This window comes from Pseudomonas sp. F-14 TE3623 (assembly GCF_053629015.1).
In genome coordinates this window covers 6472868-6495374 of record NZ_JBRJHM010000001.1, presented here as the reverse complement: position 1 = coordinate 6495374, position 22507 = coordinate 6472868, and the positions used below count along the sequence as shown (strand labels likewise).

Sequence of the window (22507 nt, the reverse complement as noted above, 5' to 3'; positions counted from 1 at the left end):
CAAGGGCTTTTCAGAATATCGACCAGTCTCGCGACCAGTTGTGATAATCATAGCGATTCTCATTACCAAGTCAACCGCTGATTTTTAATTTCTGTGGATCTCACCAGTTCCCTTGGTGAGGGCCCTGCAATCATTGGTCTTCAGGCTGTGTGCGTAAGCGTAATTACCCGTTCAAATCTTGTGGCGTGACGAAATAGCGTCCAGCTGTTTGTTCAAGGCTTCCTTGCGTTCGGCGGGAATGTCGTTCCAGTGAACATCCATCAATGCGCCTTCGATCGCATACAACAACACCTTGGAAGCCCGAAAACCGCGCGTGCGCACGGCCCGATAAGCATCCACAGCTCCCAGCCGACGCAAGTCCGATGCACTGTGGATGCCCACGGCATGCAGCCATTGCGCCGACGTCTTGCCAAGATTTTTCAGGTGTTGCAGTTCATCATTCATCAAGCCTCCTTGCGACAGCCGAACGGTGCGTGGGCGAGCCTCTCAGCAGTGTAGCCATCAGTAGGAAAAGCGTGATTGTTTGGTCGGTTTCGACGCAAAAGCTTCTAAGAGGTGGACACAAGAAGCGGCGTGAAAAGGCTGCGAGGGCAGTCGGAAGGCGTGAGTTTCAGGGGTAAAAAAAATTACAGAGTCCAGCGCAAAGCAGAGACGCCGGACCTGGTAGAAACGTCGCTTTTAGCGGGTGCGATAACGCAGTCGCGTGCCGAAATTCATCGACATCAGAATCTCATCGGCACTCAGCTCTGGCGGGAAGTAGGCGCCGGAGATCTGCGCGTGGGCCAGGCTTGCACCTTCCAGGGACGAGTTTCGAAAGTCGATGCCGCGCAAATCGGCAGAACGAAAATAGGCATCGGTGAAGTCGACGCCGTCGGCATTTAGTTCACGCAGATCGAGACCACGGAAGTCGCCACCGACCATGTCGATAGGTCCATCTTTCGGGCGTTCATTGTTAAAGCCTGTGATGTCGTCTTTGTGCAGCAAGGCATAAAGCGGGGTGTCGAGAAGTTTCGGCTGGCTCATGTCACATCACCTGATGGTTTTATGACGCCATTATAGTGCCACTATTTGGCAGCCGTGAAGCCGGTGAAGGCTTCACGGTTGAAATAGTTTTTTACAGGCCTGGCAGGCGTTGGCGAATCTGCGCAACGACGGTATCGAGCGTGCCACTTTCATTGGTCTGGACGCGTTTGCTGCACAGAATTTCTGCTGGCGTCAGGGCCTCGCGGCTGGCTTGCTGGGCGGCGATAACGGTCAGGTTGGCGTCGGATGGATCGTTATTGTCTGCCTGACGTTGCTTCAACCAGCTCTCGATTACCGCTTGCGGTGCGTCGCAGTCGAGGATCAGGAATGGTGCACCCGTGGCTTCGGCGATTTTTGCCGCGCCGTCGCGTTGGTCGCGCTTGAGGTACGTGGCATCGACCACTACCGGGAAACCGGCATGCAAAATTACCTCGGCAATTTCATGCAGACGGCTGTAGGTGGCAGCGCTGGCGTCGGCGCTATAAATACCGGCCTGCAGGTCGTTCGGTACGGCTTGCTCGCCGAACATACGCTTGCGCTCGACATCGGAACGCAGGCGGATGGCGCCCAGCGCTTCCACCAGGCGCATGGCCACGTGGCTTTTACCAACAGCGGAAACGCCGTGGGTGATCGCCAGGAAGCGCGAAGGAATGGTGCTGTAGCTTTCCGCCAGGTTGGCGTAGTTGCGGTACTGGCGCAGGGTGGTGGCGCGCTGCACCGGATCGGCCTCTGCGGGCATGCTGAACAGGCTGACCTTGGCGCGAACCAGTGCGCGGTAGGCTTTGTAGAAGTTCAGCAGCTCAAGGCCCTGATAGTCGCCGGTCAGCTCCAGGTATTGGCTGATGAAACGGCGTGCCAGGCTCTTTAGGCCACGGTCTTCCAGGTCCATCGCCAGAAAGCCGGTGTCGGCGTAAACGTCGGTGAAGCGGAACGGTTCGTTGAACTCGATGCAGTCGAAGATCACCACGTTGCCGTCGATCACGGTGGCATTGCCCAAGTGAATGTCACCGTGGCATTCACGAATGAAGCCGTCGGCCTTGCGCTGGGCGAACAGTGGCTTGAGGCGCTCGAAGCTGCTTTCGGCCCAGGCTTGCAGCGCTTCGAGTTGCAGAAGATCGGCCTTGTCGCTGAGGAACGGACGGATTTGTTCGAAGTTCTGCCGTACCGGCGCCATCACGCTGTCCGGCGTGCCAGCTTCGTGTTCGGCAGGCACTTTCGGTGCGCTGAGGTGGAATTGAGCGATTTGCGCGGCCATCTCGTCGATGTGCGTAGTGGTCAGCTCGCCGTTGGCTTGCAGGGTGCTGAGCAATTGGCTTTGCGGGAACTGACGCATTTTCAGGGCGTAATCGACGACCGGGCCTTCGCCGCCCAGTTGTGGTGCCTCGGCGCTGCCAGTGATCGGCAACACTTCAAGATACAAATCATGGGTCAAGCGCTGGTTCAGGCGCAGCTCTTCAGCGCAGAAATGCTTGCGAGCTTCAAGACTGGTGAAGTCGAGGAAGCCGAAATTCACTGGCTTCTTCACTTTATAAGCATAGGGCCCGGTGAGCAGCACCCAGGAAATATGGGTCTCGATGACCTGGAACCCTTCTACGGGATGCGGGTAGAGGGCCGGGTTTTGCAGGGCAGCGATCAGGGACTGGCTCACAGGCGATCCTTCAGAGTCTGGGGGAAATTCAAGGCCGTCATTATGGCCGCAAGTCCGCCCGACGCAAACCTCGGCGGGCTTCTGTTGAGGATGAATAAAGTGCGTATAATCCGCCGCCATGACTCGTACTCGATCCCCCCGCACTCCTAAAAAACCACCTTCCAAGGGCATGCGCCCCTGGCTGGGCTGGGCCCTTAAACTCAGCCTGGTCGGCCTCGTGGTGCTCGCCGGGTTCGCGGTTTACCTCGACGCTGTGGTCCAGGAGAAGTTCTCCGGCAAGCGCTGGACCATCCCGGCCAAGGTGTATGCGCGCCCGCTTGAGCTGTTCACTGGCCAAAAACTGAGCAAGGAAGACTTCCTCACCGAGCTCGATGCCTTGGGCTACCGACGTGAAGCCGTCAGCAACGGCCCCGGCGCGGCGGCGGTCAATGGCAATACCGTCGACCTGAATACCCGCGGCTTCCAGTTCTATGAAGGCATGGAGACGGCTCAGCCTGTGCGCGTGCGCTTCTCCGGCGATTACGTGGCCGAGCTTTCGGCGACCAACGGTTCGAAGCTTTCTGTGGTGCGACTGGAGCCATTGCTGATCGGCGGGATTTACCCGAAAAACCTTGAAGACCGCATCCTGATCAAGATCGATCAGGTTCCGCCGTATCTGCTCGAAACCCTGATTGCCGTAGAAGATCGGGATTTCTACAGCCACTGGGGCGTGTCGCCGAAATCGATTGCCCGAGCCATCTACATCAACACCTCGGGTGGCAAGATGACCCAGGGCGGCAGTACGCTGACGCAACAGTTGGTCAAGAACTTCTACCTCACCAGCGAGCGCAGCCTGACCCGTAAGCTCACCGAAGCCATGATGGCGATGTTGCTTGAGCTGCATTACGACAAGCGCGAAATTCTTGAGGCTTACCTCAATGAAGTGTTCGTCGGCCAGGATGGTCAGCGCGCGGTGCACGGTTTCGGCCTGGCCAGCCAGTTCTTCTTCGGGCAGCCATTGTCCGAGCTGAAACTGCATCAAGTCGCTTTGTTGGTGGGCATGGTCAAGGGGCCGTCCTATTACAACCCGCGTCGCAACCCTGAGCGGGCGCTGGAGCGGCGCAATCTGGTGCTCGATGTTCTGGGGGAACAAGGCGTTGCTACCGCCGAGCAGGTTGAGGCGGCGAAGAAAATGCCTCTGGGTGTGACCACTCGCGGCAAGTTGGCTGACAGCTCGTTTCCGGGCTTCCTCGACCTGGTTAAACGTCAGTTGCGCGAAGACTACCGCGACGAAGACTTGACCGAAGAGGGGCTGCGGATTTTCACCAGTTTCGACCCGATCCTGCAGATGAAAGCCGAAGCCTCGGTCAACGACACGTTCAAGCGTCTGGCCGGGCGCAAGGGTTCCGATGAAGTTGAGGCGGCCATGGTCGTGACCAACCCGGAAACCGGAGAAGTCCAGGCGATGATTGGCAGCCGTCAGGCGGGTTTTGCCGGTTTCAACCGGGCGCTCGACGCGGTACGACCGATCGGCTCGTTGATCAAACCAGCGGTTTATCTGACAGCCCTTGAGAAGCCGAGCCAGTACACGTTGACCAGTTGGCTGTCGGACGAATCCTTCTCGGTCAAAGGCGCGGACGGTCAGGTCTGGAAACCGCAGAACTATGATCGTCGTTCCCACGGTACAGTGTTCCTTTATCAAGGGCTGGCGCATTCCTACAACCTGTCGACCGCGCGTCTCGGCTTGGCGGTGGGTGTACCCAATGTCCTCAAAACCCTGGCACGCCTTGGGGTGAGTCGCGAGTTCCCCGCGTTCCCGTCGATGTTGCTGGGTGCCGGTGGCTTGACCCCGATCGAAGTGGCGACCATGTACCAGACACTGGCCAACGGCGGATTCAATACGCCGATGCGCGGGATTCGTAGCGTGCTGACGGCCGAGGGCGAGCCGCTCAAGCGTTATCCGTTCCAGATTCAGCAGCAATTCGATCCGGCGTCCATTTACCTGGTTCAGAGCGCCATGCAACGAGTCATGCGTGAAGGCACCGGTAGCTCGGTTTATAACGTGTTGCCGAAAACCCTGACTCTGGCCGGCAAGACCGGTACCAGTAACGATTCGCGGGACAGCTGGTTCGCCGGTTTCAGTCAGGATCTGCTGGCAGTGGTCTGGCTGGGGCGCGATGATAACGGCAAGACGCCGTTCACCGGTGCCACCGGTGCATTGCAGGTCTGGACCAGTTTCATGCGCAAGGCCGATCCGCTGCCGCTGGACATGCCGCAGCCGGACAACATTGTTCAGGCTTGGGTCGATTCGCGCACCGGGCAAGGTTCTGAAGGCAGCTGCCCAGGTGCGGTGCAGATGCCGTATATTCGCGGCAGCGAACCGCCTCCCGGTCCCGCTTGCGGTGGCGAAGGCCCTGCTTCCGGCGAATCGGTGATGGATTGGGTCAAGGGCTGGATGAATTAAGCAAAGAGGGTTTCAAGTGAACAAGTGGTTGATTCCAGCAGTGACCGCCGTGGCTTTGCTCAGCGGCTGCTCCACCGTACAGCGTGGTTCGATTCCGGTTGTGGATTCCGGCAGCGCCGTTTCGAACAGTGAACGGATACAGGCCAATGGCGGTTACCGTCAGACGACGGTAAAACGTCCTGTGCAAGGCCAGACTCAGGCAATCCCGCAAGGTGACACTGGCGTTGTCGTGATGGTGCCGGGTGGTGGCGCGGTTTCCTCGGCCCCGATCAGCACTTCGCCGATTACCCCAGGCCCGATCACTCCGGGGCCGATCGATACCTCGCCGGTCCAGTCGGCACCGGTCAACCAGGGCAGCTACAGCATGCCATCGACGCCGAGCGGAATTCCTTCGGCGAGCTCCGGCGGCCTGTCTGCCGATGAGCAACTGGACGGTCCGGTCCTGGCATTGTTGACCACTGCCCAGCAGCAACAGGCCAGCGGCGACCTTAATGGCGCGTCGTCCAGTCTCGAGCGCGCCCAGCGTGTCGCACCGCGTGAGCCGCAAGTACTTTATCGCCTGGCCCAGGTGCGTATGGCTCAAGGTGATGCGGCACAGGCCGAGCAATTCGCTCGTCGTGGTCTGACGTTCGCCAATGGTCGTCCGGCTCTTCAGGCCAGCTTGTGGGGATTGATCGCTCAGGCTCGTGAGAAGCAGGGTGACTCCGCCGGTGCGGCGTTGGCGCGTCAGAAGGCCAAGGTCTCGCTGTGATGGATGCACGCTTCCCGAAGATTGCCGAGCAGTTGCTGTTGATCGAACGCGAACTGCGTGTCCAGGGCTGGTGGGACGAAGTCGCGCCGTCCGCTGAAGCGCTATCCAGTGTCGAGCCATTTTCGGTGGATACGCTGGATTTCGAGCAATGGCTGCAATGGATCTTCCTGCCGCGGATGAAGACCATCCTTGAACAGGATCTGCCGCTGCCCAACGCGTCGGGAATCCAGGAGATGGCCGAAATGGTCTTCGCCGCCCGCAACGTCCAGGGCAAGGATCGGCAGCTTCAGGTCTTGCTCAAAGAGTTCGACCTGTTGATCACCGCTTCTCGCTAACTACTGGCAGTTTTTCGCAATCTGTTTCTGTGCTTCGGTGATGCGCTCCTGACGTTGTTGGTCGGTCAGGCGGCGCATCTCACCGTCGACATCCTCCCGTAGTCGCGGATTATTCTGCAGTTGAGCCAGGTTCGTTCGGGCCTGTTCGCAGAATACTTTTAGCTGGGCTTGCTGCTCGGCGACCTGCTTTTTCACTTTGTTGTCGATGGCCCGTTGATCGCCTATGACGTTACTGCGCGCTGGCGTACTCGGTTTGCCGACGGGCGGGGCGGGCGTCACCACGAGGGTGGGCTCCTGGCCTGGGGGCGGTTGCGCATCAAAATGGGTAACGCCCTGGGCATCGACCCATTTATAGATCTGACCCGCCATGCACAAAGGGCTCAGGCTGATCAGCAAGCCGGCGGTGAAGAAGAACGTTCGCATGCCATTTCCTTGTCATGGGTGCGCAATCGAAGCTAACACAGTTGCGGTTTAAAGGTTTTTTCTTGCGTTCTCATGCGCTTAGTTCGAATAAAGCACATTGACGGCTTGACTTGCGATGGGCGAAACAGAAGAATCCAAAGTCCGCTGTAGAGGGACTGCCAGAAGCAGACCCACTCGGTAGATCATGAGGCGCACATCCGCGCCGACCTGTTACACCCGCAACGCGTTACCTCGCGCTGGGTGGGAAAGGCCCGCAACACTTGGGACGATCCCAATACTTGCTCAGTCAGTGCTGACGTAGTCGGCGACCACCGTCGCTCATGCTCTGCCGAGAAGTAAACCTATTAAGACCCGTCCTCTTTGTATGTGGGCGGTATTCTGGCGTTTTAGAGGTGAACAACGTGGAGCTTTTATCTGGCGGTGAGATGCTCGTCCGCTTTTTGCGTGACGAAGGCGTCAAATATATCTACGGGTACCCGGGTGGTGCTCTTCTTCATGTCTATGATGCCCTGTTCAAAGAACCGGAAGTGACCCACATTCTGGTTCGTCACGAACAGGCTGCGACCCATATGGCTGACGGCTATGCCCGTGCCACCGGTAAAGCCGGTGTGGTACTGGTAACCTCCGGCCCGGGTGCAACCAACGCCATCACCGGTATTGCCACGGCCTACATGGACTCCATTCCGATGGTGGTCATTTCCGGCCAGGTGCCTAGCACCATGGTAGGTACCGATGCATTCCAGGAAACCGACATGATCGGTATCTCCCGGCCAATCGTGAAGCACAGCTTCATGATCAAGCATGCGTCGGAAATCCCGGAAGTCATGAAGAAGGCGTTCTACCTGGCGCAATCCGGTCGTCCTGGTCCGGTCGTTGTCGATATTCCGAAAGACATGACCAACCCGGCCGAGAAGTTCGAATACATCTTCCCGAAAAAAGCCAAGCTGCGTTCCTACAGCCCGGCCGTTCGCGGTCACTCCGGGCAAATCCGCAAGGCAGCTGAAATGCTCCTGGCGGCCAAGCGTCCTGTGCTTTATGCAGGTGGCGGCGTGATTCTCGGTGGTGGCTCCGCGCCGCTGACCGAGCTGGCAAAGATGCTCAACCTGCCAGTGACTAATACCCTGATGGGCCTGGGTGCCTACCCTGGCACCGACCGTCAGTTCATCGGCATGCTCGGCATGCACGGCAGCTACACCGCCAACCTGGCGATGCACCATGCCGATGTGATCCTTGCAGTCGGCGCGCGCTTCGATGACCGCGTGATCAACGGCCCGGCCAAGTTCTGTCCGAATGCCAAGATCATTCACATCGACATCGACCCGGCTTCGATCTCCAAGACCATCAAGGCAGACGTGCCTATCGTCGGTCCGGTCGAGAGTGTCCTGACCGAAATGGTCGCGATTCTCAAGGAAATCGGCGAGACCCCGAACAAGGAGTCCGTTGCCAGCTGGTGGAAGCAAGTCGATGAGTGGCGTGGTGACCGTGGTCTGTTCCCTTACGACAAGGGTGACGGCAGCGTAATCAAGCCGCAGACCGTGATCGAAACCCTGTGCGAAGTGACCAAGGGCGACGCCTTTGTGACCTCCGACGTGGGCCAGCACCAAATGTTTGCCGCTCAGTACTACACGTTCAACAAGCCGAACCGCTGGATCAACTCCGGTGGCCTGGGCACCATGGGCTTCGGTTTTCCGGCGGCCATGGGCATCAAGCTGAGCTTCCCGGATGATGACGTCGCCTGCGTAACGGGCGAGGGCAGCATCCAGATGAACATTCAGGAACTGTCGACCTGCCTGCAATACGGTTTGCCGGTGAAGATCGTCATTCTGAATAACGGTGTACTGGGTATGGTTCGCCAGTGGCAGGACATGAGTTATGGCAGCCGCCACTCGCACTCCTACATGGAATCGTTGCCTGACTTCGTCAAGCTGGCCGAGGCCTATGGTCACGTTGGCGTGCGCATCACCGAATCGAAAGATTTGAAGTCGAAGATGGAAGAGGCGTTCGCCATGAAAGATCGCCTGGTGGTTATCGATATTTCGGTCGACACCAGCGAGCACGTCTACCCGATGCAGATCAAAGACGGCTCCATGCGCGATATGTGGCTGAGCAAGACGGAGCGTACTTAATCATGCGGCACATTATTTCCTTGCTTCTGGAAAACGAACCGGGCGCTCTGTCTCGTGTAGTCGGCCTGTTCTCGCAGCGCAACTACAACATCGAAAGCCTGACCGTGGCACCAACCGAAGACCCGACCCTGTCGCGTCTGACGCTGACCACTGTCGGCCATGATGAAGTCATCGAACAGATCACCAAGAACCTGAACAAGCTGATCGAAGTGGTAAAACTGGTCGACCTGTCGGAGAGTGCTCACATCGAGCGCGAACTGATGCTGGTCAAGGTCAAGGCCACCGGCGCCCAGCGCGCCGAGATCAAGCGCACCACCGATATTTATCGTGGGCAGATCGTTGATGTCAGCGCCAGCGTGTATACCGTTCAATTGACCGGTACCAGCGACAAGCTCGACAGCTTCATTCAATCGATCGGCACTGCCTCGATTCTGGAAACCGTACGCAGTGGCGTCACCGGGATTGCCCGCGGCGACAAAGTACTGAGCATCTAAACCAAATTAGCGAATGGCCTGAACGGCCAGGATATAGAGGGGAAATTCATGAACGTTTTCTACGATAAAGACTGCGACCTGTCGATCATCCAGGGCAAGAAAGTTGCCATCATCGGTTACGGTTCCCAGGGCCACGCTCAAGCGTGCAACCTGAAAGACTCCGGCGTTGACGTTACTGTTGGTCTGCGTAAAGGTTCGGCTACTGTTGCCAAAGCTGAAGCCCACGGCCTGAAAGTGACTGACGTTGCTTCCGCCGTAGCGGCTGCCGACCTGGTCATGATCCTGACCCCGGACGAGTTCCAGTCTGCCCTGTACAAGAACGAAATCGAGCCGAACATCAAGAAAGGCGCCACCCTGGCCTTCTCCCACGGTTTCGCGATTCACTACAACCAGGTTGTGCCACGTGCTGACCTCGACGTGATCATGATCGCCCCGAAAGCTCCGGGCCACACCGTGCGTTCCGAGTTCGTCAAAGGCGGCGGTATCCCTGACCTGATCGCTATCTACCAGGATGCTTCGGGCAATGCCAAAAACGTTGCACTGTCCTACGCCGCTGGCGTTGGTGGCGGTCGTACCGGCATCATCGAAACCACCTTCAAGGACGAGACCGAAACCGACCTGTTCGGCGAACAAGCCGTTCTGTGCGGCGGTACCGTTGAGTTGGTAAAAGCCGGTTTCGAAACTCTGGTTGAAGCTGGCTACGCGCCGGAAATGGCCTACTTCGAATGCCTGCACGAACTGAAGCTGATCGTTGACCTCATGTACGAAGGCGGTATCGCCAACATGAACTACTCGATCTCCAACAACGCTGAGTACGGCGAGTACGTGACCGGTCCGGAAGTGATCAACGCCGAATCCCGTCAGGCCATGCGCAACGCCCTGAAACGTATTCAGGACGGCGAATACGCCAAGATGTTCATCAGCGAAGGCGCCACCGGCTATCCTTCGATGACCGCCAAGCGTCGTAACAACGCCGCTCACGGTATCGAAATCATCGGTGAGCAACTGCGCTCCATGATGCCGTGGATCGGTGCCAACAAGATCGTCGACAAAGCCAAGAACTAAGTCCCGAGCTTGTACGGAAAACGCGGCCTAGGCCGCGTTTTTTCGTTTGGATCCGCCGGTTCTGGTATAAAGCTGCATTGTTTGTGGCCGAGCCGTCGTCCCAGACACCTGTCGAAACTTTCCACCCCGTTGCAAGGTAAATGTCCATGAGCGAACGTCCCGAAGAGCCAAAGCAGGCTTCTGACGCCGAAAGCCTTCTGCCTATCGATGAACACATCGAAGAAGGGCATGATGCTGAAGGCCGTAAAGTCCGGCATCGTGGTATCTATCTTCTGCCGAATCTGTTCACCACTGCGAACCTCTTCGCAGGGTTCTATTCCATCATCAACTCGATGAGCGCCCAGAGTGCCTTGAGTGCCGGTGATGCCATCGGCGCGAGCAAATATTTTGCGTTCGCCGCGATCGCCATTTTCGTCGCCATGGTGCTCGACGGTCTCGACGGTCGCGTTGCCCGTATGACCAATACCCAAAGTGCTTTCGGTGCCGAGTACGACTCGCTGTCGGACATGGTTGCCTTTGGTGTGGCGCCGGCATTGCTGGCATTCGGCTGGGCCCTGGGCGATATGGGCAAGGTCGGCTGGATGGTCGCCTTCATCTATGTAGCGGGGGCGGCGTTACGTCTGGCGCGTTTCAACACTCAGGTCGGCACCGCAGACAAACGTTACTTCATCGGTCTGGCCAGCCCGGCCGCCGCCGGTGTGGTCGCGGGCATTGTCTGGGCATTCAGCGACTACGGCATTCAGGGTTCCAAGATGTCGTTCCTGGTTGCGCTGATGGTTGCCGCCGCTGGCATGCTGATGGTCAGTAACATCAAGTACAACAGCTTCAAGGAGCTGGACTTGAAAGGGCGCGTTCCCTTTGTCGCGATCCTCGCAGTGGTATTGGTATTCGCCGTAGTGTTCAGTGATCCGCCGCGCATCCTGCTGCTGGTTTTCCTTGCTTATGCGGCTTCCGGGCCGGTGCAGTACCTGCTGCGCCTTCGTCGGCACAAAAAAGCCGAGTGATGTAATTTCCCTCATACTCCGCAGTCTATGGGTGCATCTGTCCTCCAAAGCTGCGGAGTTGTCATGCTGATCAAAGTCCCCAAAGCGTCTGACTGTCATGAGTCGGACGTCACGCCTGAATCCCTCTACCTTTCTCGTCGCAGTGTATTAGGTGCCGCCGTCGCCGGTTTGGCGGTGAGCAGTCTGCCGCGTTGGGCGAGTGCCGACGATGTTGCACGTTATGCTGATGTCGAGCCTGGCAAGGCGCCGTCCTGGTTTGCCGAAAAGCTTCCTTCTGTTAAATGGGGGGCGATCAACGTCAAAGACGAGGCGATCACACCTTTCAAGGACGCGACCCACTACAACAACTTCTATGAGTTCGGTACCGATAAAGGCGATCCCGCGGCCAACGCCGGTGCGCTGAAAACCGAACCCTGGAGCGTGGTGGTGGACGGGGAGGTGGGGAAGCCGGGGCGGTATGCGCTGGAAGACTTCATGAAGCCTTATCAGCTGGAAGAGCGTATTTATCGCCTTCGCTGTGTGGAGGCCTGGTCGATGGTCATTCCGTGGATCGGTTTTCCTGTTTCGGCCTTGCTCAAGGAGGTCGAGCCAACCTCCAAAGCCAAGTTCATTCGCTTCGAAACCTTGCAGGATCCCAAAACTATGCCCGGGCAGCGTTCCGGTTTTGCCCTGATTGACTGGCCTTATGTAGAAGGGCTGCGTCTGGATGAGGCGATGAATCCGTTGGCGATTCTTGCTGTGGGCATGTACGGGCGTGAGCTGCCGAATCAGAACGGTGCGCCGCTGCGTCTGGTGGTGCCTTGGAAGTACGGCTTCAAGAGCATTAAATCCATCGTGCGGATCAGCTTGGTCAGCGAGCAGCCGAAAACTACCTGGCAGAGTATCGCCTCGGATGAGTATGGTTTTTATGCGAACGTGAACCCGACAGTCGATCACCCGCGCTGGACCCAGGCACGGGAAAGGCGTTTGCCGAGTGGGCTGTTCAAGCCCAATGTGCGGGACACGCAAATGTTCAATGGTTATTCGGATGAAGTCGCTTCTCTATATACAGGGCTCGATCTGCGGAAGAATTACTGATGCGATATCCGTTCTGGCGTATTGGCGTCTTCATCGCCGCAGCGATTTGGCCGCTGCTTTGGTTGTATCAGGCCTGGGCGGATGTGCTGGGGCCTGATCCAGGCAAGGTATTGGTTGACCGTCTGGGGCAGGGGGCGCTTGTGCTGCTGCTCATTACATTAAGCATGACGCCTTTGCAAAAGCTCACCGGTTGGGCGGGGTGGATTGCTGTTCGACGGCAGCTGGGTTTGTGGTGTTTCGCTTATGTGGTTCTGCATTTGAGCGGTTACACAGCGTTCATCCTTGGTTTTGATTGGTCGCAGTTGGGGGTTGAGTTGCGTAAGCGGCCGTACATTATTGTCGGAGTCCTGGGATTTCTCTGTTTGTTGGCATTGGCGGTTACCTCCAATCGCTACAGTCAGCGGCGTTTGGGTTCTCGCTGGAGGAAGTTGCATCGGTTGGTCTATGTGGTTCTCGGGTTTGGATTGCTGCATATGTTGTGGATCGTGCGTGCCGATCTGAAGGAGTGGGTAATCTATGCTTCTATAGGTGCGTTGTTGTTGGTGTTGAGATTGCCGCCTGTAACCCGCCGGATTCCACGTTTAGCAGCCAAAAAGGCACCTTCTGAAAGAAAGGCGTAATTAGAGGTTGACGGCAGATTCTGGAAGTCTATAATTCGCCCCACTTCCGGCGCAGTCGAAACGGAAAACTCCTTGGTAAACAAAGAGTTGCGCAGTTTTCGACAGCGGTTACGCTTCAGTTCATCGAAGCCAGAAGGAGTTGGTAAGGCAGTGTGTTTTCGCTTTATTGACGGTTCGATCATCTCGGTCGAAAGCGGAGAAAAAGAGGTGTTGACAGCAGCGAGTAACGCTGTAGAATTCGCCTCCCGCTAACGAGAGATCGGAAGCGCAAGTGGTTGAAGTTACAAAGGAAACTTTGAAAACTTCTGAAAATAACCGCTTGACAGCAACAGAGGCTGCTGTAGAATGCGCGCCTCGGTTGAGACGAAAGATCTTAACCAATCGCTCTTTAACAACTGAATCAAGCAATTCGTGTGGGTGCTTGTGGAGTCAGACTGATAGTCAACAAGATTATCAGCATCACAAGTTACTCCGCGAGAAATCAAAGATGTAACCAACGATTGCTGAGCCAAGTTTAGGGTTTCTTAAAAACCCAAAGATGTTTGAACTGAAGAGTTTGATCATGGCTCAGATTGAACGCTGGCGGCAGGCCTAACACATGCAAGTCGAGCGGCAGCACGGGTACTTGTACCTGGTGGCGAGCGGCGGACGGGTGAGTAATGCCTAGGAATCTGCCTGGTAGTGGGGGATAACGCTCGGAAACGGACGCTAATACCGCATACGTCCTACGGGAGAAAGCAGGGGACCTTCGGGCCTTGCGCTATCAGATGAGCCTAGGTCGGATTAGCTAGTTGGTGAGGTAATGGCTCACCAAGGCGACGATCCGTAACTGGTCTGAGAGGATGATCAGTCACACTGGAACTGAGACACGGTCCAGACTCCTACGGGAGGCAGCAGTGGGGAATATTGGACAATGGGCGAAAGCCTGATCCAGCCATGCCGCGTGTGTGAAGAAGGTCTTCGGATTGTAAAGCACTTTAAGTTGGGAGGAAGGGCAGTTACCTAATACGTAATTGTTTTGACGTTACCGACAGAATAAGCACCGGCTAACTCTGTGCCAGCAGCCGCGGTAATACAGAGGGTGCAAGCGTTAATCGGAATTACTGGGCGTAAAGCGCGCGTAGGTGGTTCGTTAAGTTGGATGTGAAATCCCCGGGCTCAACCTGGGAACTGCATTCAAAACTGACGAGCTAGAGTATGGTAGAGGGTGGTGGAATTTCCTGTGTAGCGGTGAAATGCGTAGATATAGGAAGGAACACCAGTGGCGAAGGCGACCACCTGGACTGATACTGACACTGAGGTGCGAAAGCGTGGGGAGCAAACAGGATTAGATACCCTGGTAGTCCACGCCGTAAACGATGTCAACTAGCCGTTGGGAGCCTTGAGCTCTTAGTGGCGCAGCTAACGCATTAAGTTGACCGCCTGGGGAGTACGGCCGCAAGGTTAAAACTCAAATGAATTGACGGGGGCCCGCACAAGCGGTGGAGCATGTGGTTTAATTCGAAGCAACGCGAAGAACCTTACCAGGCCTTGACATCCAATGAACTTTCCAGAGATGGATTGGTGCCTTCGGGAACATTGAGACAGGTGCTGCATGGCTGTCGTCAGCTCGTGTCGTGAGATGTTGGGTTAAGTCCCGTAACGAGCGCAACCCTTGTCCTTAGTTACCAGCACGTTATGGTGGGCACTCTAAGGAGACTGCCGGTGACAAACCGGAGGAAGGTGGGGATGACGTCAAGTCATCATGGCCCTTACGGCCTGGGCTACACACGTGCTACAATGGTCGGTACAGAGGGTTGCCAAGCCGCGAGGTGGAGCTAATCCCAGAAAACCGATCGTAGTCCGGATCGCAGTCTGCAACTCGACTGCGTGAAGTCGGAATCGCTAGTAATCGCGAATCAGAATGTCGCGGTGAATACGTTCCCGGGCCTTGTACACACCGCCCGTCACACCATGGGAGTGGGTTGCACCAGAAGTAGCTAGTCTAACCTTCGGGAGGACGGTTACCACGGTGTGATTCATGACTGGGGTGAAGTCGTAACAAGGTAGCCGTAGGGGAACCTGCGGCTGGATCACCTCCTTAATCGACGACATCAGCTGCTCCATAAGTTCCCACACGAATTGCTTGATTCATTGAAGAAGACGATAGAAGCAGCTTTAAGCTCCAAGCTGATAGCTCAACGCTAACAGTTACGCGCTCGAAATTGGGTCTGTAGCTCAGTTGGTTAGAGCGCACCCCTGATAAGGGTGAGGTCGGCAGTTCGAATCTGCCCAGACCCACCAATTTTGTATGGGGCCATAGCTCAGCTGGGAGAGCGCCTGCCTTGCACGCAGGAGGTCAACGGTTCGATCCCGTTTGGCTCCACCATTAACTGCTTCGAAACGTTTGAGAGTTTAGAAATGAATATTCCGCTGTGAATATTGATTTCTAGTCTTTTGATTAGATCGTTCTTTAAAAATTTGGGTATGTGATAGAAAGATAGACTGATGGCCACTTTCACTGGTGGTGATCAGGCTAAGGTAAAATTTGTGAGTTTAATCGCGAATTTTCGGCGAATGTCGTCTTCACAGTATAACCAGATTGCTTGGGGTTATATGGTCAAGTGAAGAAGCGCATACGGTGGATGCCTTGGCAGTCAGAGGCGATGAAAGACGTGGTAGCCTGCGAAAAGCTTCGGGGAGTCGGCAAACAGACTTTGATCCGGAGATGTCTGAATGGGGGAACCCACCTAACATAAGTTAGGTATCTTAAGCTGAATACATAGGCTTAAGAAGCGAACCAGGGGAACTGAAACATCTAAGTACCCTGAGGAAAAGAAATCAACCGAGATTCCCTTAGTAGTGGCGAGCGAACGGGGACTAGCCCTTAAGTGGCTTTGAGATTAGCGGAACGCTCTGGAAAGTGCGGCCATAGTGGGTGATAGCCCTGTACGCGAAAATCTCTTGGTCATGAAATCGAGTAGGACGGAGCACGAGAAACTTTGTCTGAATATGGGGGGACCATCCTCCAAGGCTAAATACTACTGACTGACCGATAGTGAACTAGTACCGTGAGGGAAAGGCGAAAAGAACCCCGGAGAGGGGAGTGAAATAGATCCTGAAACCGTATGCGTACAAGCAGTGGGAGCCCACTTTGTTGGGTGACTGCGTACCTTTTGTATAATGGGTCAGCGACTTATTTTCAGTGGCGAGCTTAACCGAATAGGGGAGGCGTAGCGAAAGCGAGTCTTAATAGGGCGTCTAGTCGCTGGGAATAGACCCGAAACCGGGCGATCTATCCATGGGCAGGTTGAAGGTTGGGTAACACTAACTGGAGGACCGAACCGACTACCGTTGAAAAGTTAGCGGATGACCTGTGGATCGGAGTGAAAGGCTAATCAAGCTCGGAGATAGCTGGTTCTCCTCGAAAGCTATTTAGGTAGCGCCTCATGTATCACTGTAGGGGGTAGAGCACTGTTTCGGCTAGGGGGTCATCCCGACTTACCAAACCGATGCAAACTCCGAATACCTACAAGTGCCGAGCATGGGAGACACACGGCGGGTGCTAACGTCCGTCGTGAAAAGGGAAACAACCCAGACCGTCAGCTAAGGTCCCAAAGTTATGGTTAAGTGGGAAACGATGTGGGAAGGCTTAGACAGCTAGGAGGTTGGCTTAGAAGCAGCCACCCTTTAAAGAAAGCGTAATAGCTCACTAGTCGAGTCGGCCTGCGCGGAAGATGTAACGGGGCTCAAACCATACACCGAAGCTACGGGTATCACTTAGGTGATGCGGTAGAGGAGCGTTCTGTAAGCCTGTGAAGGTGAGTTGAGAAGCTTGCTGGAGGTATCAGAAGTGCGAATGCTGACATGAGTAACGACAATGGGTGTGAAAAACACCCACGCCGAAAGACCAAGGTTTCCTGCGCAACGTTAATCGACGCAGGGTTAGTCGGTCCCTAAGGCGAGGCTGAAAAGCGTAGTCGATGGAAAACAGGTTAATATTCCTGTACTTCTGGTTATTGCGATGGAGGGACGGAGAAGGCTAGGCCAGCTTGGCGTTGGTTGTCCAAGTTTAAGGTGGTAGGCTGAGATCTTAGGTAAATCCGGGATCTTAAGGCCGAGAGCTGATGACGAGTGTTCTTTTAGAACACGAAGTGGTTGATGCCATGCTTCCAAGAAAAGCTTCTAAGCTTCAGGTAACCAGGAACCGTACCCCAAACCGACACAGGTGGTTGGGTAGAGAATACCAAGGCGCTTGAGAGAACTCGGGTGAAGGAACTAGGCAAAATGGCACCGTAACTTCGGGAGAAGGTGCGCCGGTGAGGGTGAAGCATTTACTGCGTAAGCCCACGCCGGTCGAAGATACCAGGCCGCTGCGACTGTTTATTAAAAACACAGCACTCTGCAAACACGAAAGTGGACGTATAGGGTGTGACGCCTGCCCGGTGCCGGAAGGTTAATTGATGGGGTTAGCTAACGCGAAGCTCTTGATCGAAGCCCCGGTAAACGGCGGCCGTAACTATAACGGTCCTAAGGTAGCGAAATTCCTTGTCGGGTAAGTTCCGACCTGCACGAATGGCGTAACGATGGCGGCGCTGTCTCCACCCGAGACTCAGTGAAATTGAAATCGCTGTGAAGATGCAGTGTATCCGCGGCTAGACGGAAAGACCCCGTGAACCTTTACTATAGCTTTGCACTGGACTTTGAATTTGCTTGTGTAGGATAGGTGGGAGGCTTTGAAGCGTGGACGCCAGTTCGCGTGGAGCCAACCTTGAAATACCACCCTGGCAACTTTGAGGTTCTAACTCAGGTCCGTTATCCGGATCGAGGACAGTGTATGGTGGGTAGTTTGACTGGGGCGGTCTCCTCCTAAAGAGTAACGGAGGAGTACGAAGGTGCGCTCAGACCGGTCGGAAATCGGTCGTAGAGTATAAAGGCAAAAGCGCGCTTGACTGCGAGACAGACACGTCGAGCAGGTACGAAAGTAGGTCTTAGTGATCCGGTGGTTCTGTATGGAAGGGCCATCGCTCAACGGATAAAAGGTACTCCGGGGATAACAGGCTGATACCGCCCAAGAGTTCATATCGACGGCGGTGTTTGGCACCTCGATGTCGGCTCATCACATCCTGGGGCTGAAGCCGGTCCCAAGGGTATGGCTGTTCGCCATTTAAAGTGGTACGCGAGCTGGGTTTAGAACGTCGTGAGACAGTTCGGTCCCTATCTGCCGTGGACGTTTGAGATTTGAGAGGGGCTGCTCCTAGTACGAGAGGACCGGAGTGGACGAACCTCTGGTGTTCCGGTTGTCACGCCAGTGGCATTGCCGGGTAGCTATGTTCGGAATAGATAACCGCTGAAAGCATCTAAGCGGGAAACTAGCCTCAAGATGAGATCTCACTGGGACCTTGAGTCCCCTGAAGGGCCGTCGAAGACTACGACGTTGATAGGTTGGGTGTGTAAGCGCTGTGAGGCGTTGAGCTAACCAATACTAATTGCCCGTGAGGCTTGACCATATAACACCCAAGCAATTTGCTGACCTGAAAAGGCACCAGATTGCGGTGTGTGAAGACGAAACGAACCGAAAGTTCGAGATACTCACAAACACCAAACTATCGCATACCCATTCGCTGGAGCGTGAGCCGCAAGGCAAACGAGCTGGCTACCGAATTTCTTGACGACCATAGAGCATTGGAACCACCTGATCCCATCCCGAACTCAGCAGTGAAACGATGCATCGCCGATGGTAGTGTGGGGTTTCCCCATGTGAGAGTAGGTCATCGTCAAGATTAAATTCCGAAACCCCTATCTGCATATGCAGGTAGGGGTTTTGTTTTGTCCGCAGGAAAAGAGCACTCTGGCGACAATACAAAATTGCACAGTTATTTTTGAGTCAGGACACTAGAATAGGTCCAACTTTTTTGGAGCCAGAGCCTTTATGCCAGATCCGGTTGACGCCCCAGGGCTGTCAGATTTACCGCTGGACGACTTGGTAGCGTGTCATGAGTGCGACTTGCTGATGCGCAAGCCTGAGCTTGCTCATGGTGAGAAAGCCATCTGTGTACGCTGCGGTTATGAGCTGTATGCCCATCGACACAATGTCGTGCAGCGCAGTCTCGCCTTGGTCATTGCCGCGCTGTTGTTGTTCATCCCGGCGAACTTTTTACCCATCATGCAGCTCCATCTACTCGGACAGTCGTCGCACGATACCGTCTGGAGTGGCGTTGTCGGTCTGTTCGATACCGGTATGCGAGGCGTAGCGGCAGTGGTATTCCTTTGTAGCATGGGGATTCCGCTACTCAAGCTGCTTTGCCAGCTGTTCGTGTTGCTGAGTATTCGCTTCGATATCGGACGCAGTTACGGCTTGCTGCTCTACCGCATTTATCACCATCTACGGGACTGGGGGATGCTCGAGGTTTACCTCATGGGCGTACTGGTTGCGATCGTCAAATTGGCCGATATGGCGGCGATCACCGTAGGTCTTGGTCTGGTGTGCTTCATCAGTTTGTTGTTGGTTCAGGTCTGGCTGGAAGTAGTGATGTCACCGCACCAGATCTGGCAGGCTCTATCAGGAGAAGATGCCCATGCGGGCGATTGATGCAGGCATTCTGATTTGTGCCGAATGCCACGAGTTGAATAAGCAGGAAGCCGATACCGACGAGCAGGTTTGCACTCGCTGCGGTGCGCTGGTTCACGCCCGCCGCCCGAACAGTCTGATGCGTACTTGGGCGTTATTAATCACGGGCGCGATTCTCTACATCCCGGCCAATGTGCTACCGATCATGACCGTCAATTCCCTGGGGCAGGGCGATCCGAGCACCATTATGTCCGGTGTGATCCAACTGGTTCAGCACGGCATGATTCCTATCGCTGCCGTGGTTTTTATCGCCAGCATCCTGGTACCCACGTTCAAGCTGGTAGGCATCGCATTGCTGCTGTTTTCGGTGCAGCGCCGTCAGCCGCTCTCGGCACGCCAGCGCATTCTGATGTACCGCTTTATCGAGTTCATCGGCCGCTGGTCGATGCTGGATATCTTTGTAATCGCCATCCTGGTGGCGGTTGTGAATTTTGGACGGCTTGCCAGCATCGAAGCCAATCTTGGCGCCATCGCATTCGCCAGTGTGGTGATTCTGACGATGCTTGCCGCAGTAACTTTCGATCCCCGACTGATTTGGGATAACACGGAGTCGGACGACGACCATGACTGATTTGCCTAAAGCGAAAACCCGACCGGCCTCAAACTGGTCAGCCATTTGGGTATTGCCTCTGATCGCCTTGATCATCGGCGGCTGGCTCGGCTGGCGTGCCTACAGCGAGACGGGCATCGAGATTCAGGTGCGCTTCGAAAGCGGTGAAGGCATTCAGGCCAACAAGACCGAAGTCGTCTACAAAGGCATGTCGGTCGGTAAGGTGAAAGCCCTCAAACTCGATGACGAAGGCAACTCTAAAGGAGTGATCGCTACCATCGAGATGAACAAAGACGTGGAGCAATACCTCAGGACCAGCACGCGTTTCTGGCTGGTCAAACCGAGCGTGAGCCTGGCCGGTATCACTGGCCTGGAGACGCTGGTCTCGGGTAACTACGTGGCTGTGAGCCCGGGTGAAGGCGAGCCGACCCGCAAGTTCAAGGCCCTGGCCCAAGAGCCGCCGCTATCGGACGCCCAACCCGGCCTGCACCTGACCATCAAGGCTGATCGCCTTGGCTCGCTGAATCGCGGCAGCCCGGTGTTCTACAAGCAGATCCAGGTCGGTCAGATCAAAAGCTACGTTCTCTCCACAGACCAGAGTACTGTCGAACTCAAAGTCTTCATCGAGCCGACCTACGCCAACCTGGTGCGTAAACACACGCGTTTCTGGAATGCCAGCGGCATCAGTATCGACGCCAACCTGTCAGGTGTGAAAGTGCGTAGCGAGTCCCTCGCGAGCATCGTCGCCGGTGGTATTGCATTTGCCACTCCGGAGAACCGCAAGGACAGTCCGCCCACCGATCCAAGCTTGCCGTTCCGTCTCTATGAGGATTTCGATGCGGCCGCAGCGGGTATTCGGGTCAAGGTCAAACTCAGCGATTTCGAAGGACTGCAGGCCGGTCGCACGCCGGTAATGTACAAAGGCATCCAGGTCGGTAATCTGAAAACGCTCAAGATTGACCCGGACCTGTCCAGTGCTAGCGCCGAGTTGACTCTCGACCCACTGGCCGAGGATTACCTGGTCACTGGCACCCAGTTCTGGGTGGTCAAACCATCGATTTCGCTCGCCGGTATTACGGGTCTGGAAGCGCTGGTCAAAGGTAACTACATCGCCGTGCGCCCAGGCGACAAGGGCGGTGCACCGCAGCGCGAGTTCGAAGCACGGCCCAAGGCGCCGCCGCTGGATCTGCGTTCGCCAGGCCTGCACTTGGTGTTGTTCACCGACAACCTTGGTTCTCTGGAAGTCGGCAGTCCGATTCTCTACAAACAGGTCAAGGTCGGTTCGGTTCAGAGCTATCAATTCTCCCGCACCAAAAAGCAGCTGGTGATCGGGGTGCATATCGAGAAGGAATACGAAGGGCTGGTCAACGCCTCGACGCGCTTCTGGAATGCCAGCGGCATCACGCTCACCGGTGGGTTGACCGGCGGTATCCAGGTCAAAAGTGAGTCGTTGCAAAGCCTGATGGCTGGTGGCATCGCCTTCGAAACCCCGGAAGCCAAAGCACCGTTGCAAAAGCGTATTCCACGTTTCCGCCTGCATGCCAACCATGATGAGGCAACGCAGAAAGGCACTATGGTGACGATCAAGGTCGATCGCGCCGATGGTCTGCGCAGTGGCACGCCGGTTCGATTCAAAGGCCTGGACGTTGGGAAGATTGAGGACGTCGACCTCAGTGATGACCTTCAATCAGTACTGCTGACCGCGCGGATCACAGAAGTGCCGGAGCGTATCGCTCGGGTTGGCAGTCAGTTCTGGGTGGTCAAACCTGAGCTTGGCCTGATGAAAACCTCGAACCTCGAAACGTTGGTCACCGGGCAATACATTGAAGTGCAACCGTCGCCGAAGAACCTGGGCCCGCAGAAGACTTTCGAGGCCTTGACCAATCCTCCGGAAACCGCCAAGGAAGAGGCTGGTTTAAGTTTGGTGTTGAGCGCTGCTCGTCGGGGTTCGCTGAAGACTGGCGTCCCCGTCACCTATCGCGAAATAACGGTAGGCAAGGTGACCGGTTATGAGCTGGGCCAGACGGCTGATCGAGTATTGGTGCACATCCTGATCGAGCCGAAGTACGCACCCCTGGTGCGCAGTGGCACGCGGTTCTGGAACACCAGTGGTTTCGGTTTTGACTACGGCTTGTTCAAAGGCGCGACAATACGCACCGAGTCACTGGAGACGCTGGTTCAGGGCGGTATCGCCTTTGCCACACCGGATGGCGACCGCATGGGTGTCCCGGCGCGGCCTGAGCAAACCTTCCCGTTGTTCGATCAGTTTGAAGATGAGTGGCTGACCTGGGCGCCGAAGATCGCAATCGGCAAGTAATTTATCGGCGCCTGTGATCTG

Annotated in this window: 16 protein-coding genes, 2 tRNA genes and 3 rRNA genes; 17 read left to right on the top strand and 4 right to left on the bottom strand. The window is 55.8% G+C overall.

Annotated elements, in window-relative coordinates; all coding sequences use genetic code 11:
- Positions 1-171: 171 nt before the first annotated feature.
- The 3 genes from AB7M29_RS30010 to AB7M29_RS30000 all read right to left on the bottom strand — a co-directional run bounded on the left by AB7M29_RS30010 (position 172) and on the right by AB7M29_RS30000 (position 2671).
- A complete protein-coding gene (locus AB7M29_RS30010) occupies positions 172-444 on the bottom strand; it encodes a TfoX/Sxy family protein (RefSeq protein ID WP_007902045.1) in 273 nt (90 codons plus the stop codon).
- Positions 445-678: 234 nt separating this feature from the next.
- Entirely contained in the window at positions 679-1023 is a 345-nt protein-coding gene (locus tag AB7M29_RS30005; RefSeq protein ID WP_052967693.1) for a pentapeptide repeat-containing protein, read from the bottom strand.
- 91 nt (positions 1024-1114) lie between these two features.
- On the bottom strand, positions 1115-2671 hold the full coding sequence (locus tag AB7M29_RS30000) for a bifunctional aminoglycoside phosphotransferase/ATP-binding protein (RefSeq protein ID WP_454248606.1): 1557 nt from the start codon (positions 2669-2671) through the stop codon (positions 1115-1117).
- Positions 2672-2789: 118 nt separating this feature from the next.
- Between AB7M29_RS30000 and mrcB the strand changes: the two genes are divergently transcribed.
- The 3 genes from mrcB to AB7M29_RS29985 are packed head-to-tail and all read left to right on the top strand — an operon-like array spanning position 2790 to position 6200.
- Entirely contained in the window at positions 2790-5114 is a 2325-nt protein-coding gene (gene mrcB, locus AB7M29_RS29995; RefSeq protein ID WP_217858689.1) for a penicillin-binding protein 1B, read from the top strand.
- 16 nt (positions 5115-5130) lie between these two features.
- Complete coding sequence (locus AB7M29_RS29990; protein ID WP_454248605.1) at positions 5131-5865, top strand: tetratricopeptide repeat protein; 735 nt, start codon at positions 5131-5133, stop codon at positions 5863-5865.
- Entirely contained in the window at positions 5865-6200 is a 336-nt protein-coding gene (locus AB7M29_RS29985; protein ID WP_123361256.1) for a YqcC family protein, read from the top strand. Before AB7M29_RS29990 ends, AB7M29_RS29985 begins: the two co-directional genes overlap by 1 nt.
- Here AB7M29_RS29985 and AB7M29_RS29980 read toward each other — a convergent pair whose 3' ends face one another.
- Positions 6201-6623, bottom strand: coding sequence for a DUF4124 domain-containing protein (locus AB7M29_RS29980; protein ID WP_454248604.1), 423 nt, complete (start codon positions 6621-6623; stop codon positions 6201-6203).
- A gap of 401 nt (positions 6624-7024) precedes the next feature.
- Here AB7M29_RS29980 and AB7M29_RS29975 point away from each other — a divergent pair, with 401 nt between their 5' ends.
- The 14 genes from AB7M29_RS29975 to AB7M29_RS29910 all read left to right on the top strand — a co-directional run bounded on the left by AB7M29_RS29975 (position 7025) and on the right by AB7M29_RS29910 (position 22486).
- Positions 7025-8749 (top strand): acetolactate synthase 3 large subunit, encoded by a 1725-nt coding sequence (locus AB7M29_RS29975; RefSeq protein WP_217858692.1) that lies wholly within the window; start codon positions 7025-7027, stop codon positions 8747-8749.
- Positions 8750-8751: 2 nt separating this feature from the next.
- Entirely contained in the window at positions 8752-9243 is a 492-nt protein-coding gene (gene ilvN, locus AB7M29_RS29970) for an acetolactate synthase small subunit (protein WP_003176102.1), read from the top strand.
- Between the two features lie 48 nt (positions 9244-9291).
- Positions 9292-10308: a ketol-acid reductoisomerase gene (ilvC, locus tag AB7M29_RS29965; RefSeq protein ID WP_454248603.1), complete on the top strand. Its 1017-nt coding sequence runs from the start codon at positions 9292-9294 to the stop codon at positions 10306-10308.
- 146 nt (positions 10309-10454) lie between these two features.
- On the top strand, positions 10455-11312 hold the full coding sequence (pssA, locus tag AB7M29_RS29960; RefSeq protein WP_008006914.1) for a CDP-diacylglycerol--serine O-phosphatidyltransferase: 858 nt from the start codon (positions 10455-10457) through the stop codon (positions 11310-11312).
- Positions 11313-11375: 63 nt separating this feature from the next.
- A complete protein-coding gene (gene msrP, locus AB7M29_RS29955; protein WP_217858693.1) occupies positions 11376-12389 on the top strand; it encodes a protein-methionine-sulfoxide reductase catalytic subunit MsrP in 1014 nt (337 codons plus the stop codon).
- A complete protein-coding gene (msrQ, locus tag AB7M29_RS29950) occupies positions 12389-13009 on the top strand; it encodes a protein-methionine-sulfoxide reductase heme-binding subunit MsrQ (RefSeq protein WP_217858694.1) in 621 nt (206 codons plus the stop codon). The genes msrP and msrQ overlap by 1 nt, the downstream gene beginning before the upstream one ends.
- 544 nt (positions 13010-13553) lie before the next feature.
- Positions 13554-15092: ribosomal RNA gene (locus AB7M29_RS29945) — 16S ribosomal RNA — on the top strand.
- A gap of 123 nt (positions 15093-15215) precedes the next feature.
- Positions 15216-15292 (top strand) — tRNA-Ile (locus tag AB7M29_RS29940).
- A 9-nt stretch (positions 15293-15301) separates the two neighbouring features.
- Positions 15302-15377, top strand: a tRNA-Ala gene (locus tag AB7M29_RS29935).
- A gap of 229 nt (positions 15378-15606) precedes the next feature.
- Positions 15607-18498: ribosomal RNA gene (locus tag AB7M29_RS29930) — 23S ribosomal RNA — on the top strand.
- A 157-nt stretch (positions 18499-18655) separates the two neighbouring features.
- A 5S ribosomal RNA gene (gene rrf, locus AB7M29_RS29925) occupies positions 18656-18771 on the top strand.
- Together the 16S, 23S and 5S rRNA genes with 2 tRNA genes alongside form the textbook arrangement of a ribosomal RNA operon.
- A gap of 149 nt (positions 18772-18920) precedes the next feature.
- A complete protein-coding gene (locus AB7M29_RS29920; RefSeq protein ID WP_123501347.1) occupies positions 18921-19580 on the top strand; it encodes a paraquat-inducible protein A in 660 nt (219 codons plus the stop codon).
- Entirely contained in the window at positions 19567-20190 is a 624-nt protein-coding gene (locus AB7M29_RS29915; protein WP_007896874.1) for a paraquat-inducible protein A, read from the top strand. Before AB7M29_RS29920 ends, AB7M29_RS29915 begins: the two co-directional genes overlap by 14 nt.
- Positions 20183-22486 carry an MlaD family protein gene (locus AB7M29_RS29910; protein WP_454248602.1) on the top strand — a complete coding sequence of 768 codons (2304 nt, stop codon included), beginning with the start codon at positions 20183-20185 and terminating at the stop codon, positions 22484-22486. Before AB7M29_RS29915 ends, AB7M29_RS29910 begins: the two co-directional genes overlap by 8 nt.
- Positions 22487-22507 lie beyond the last annotated feature (21 nt).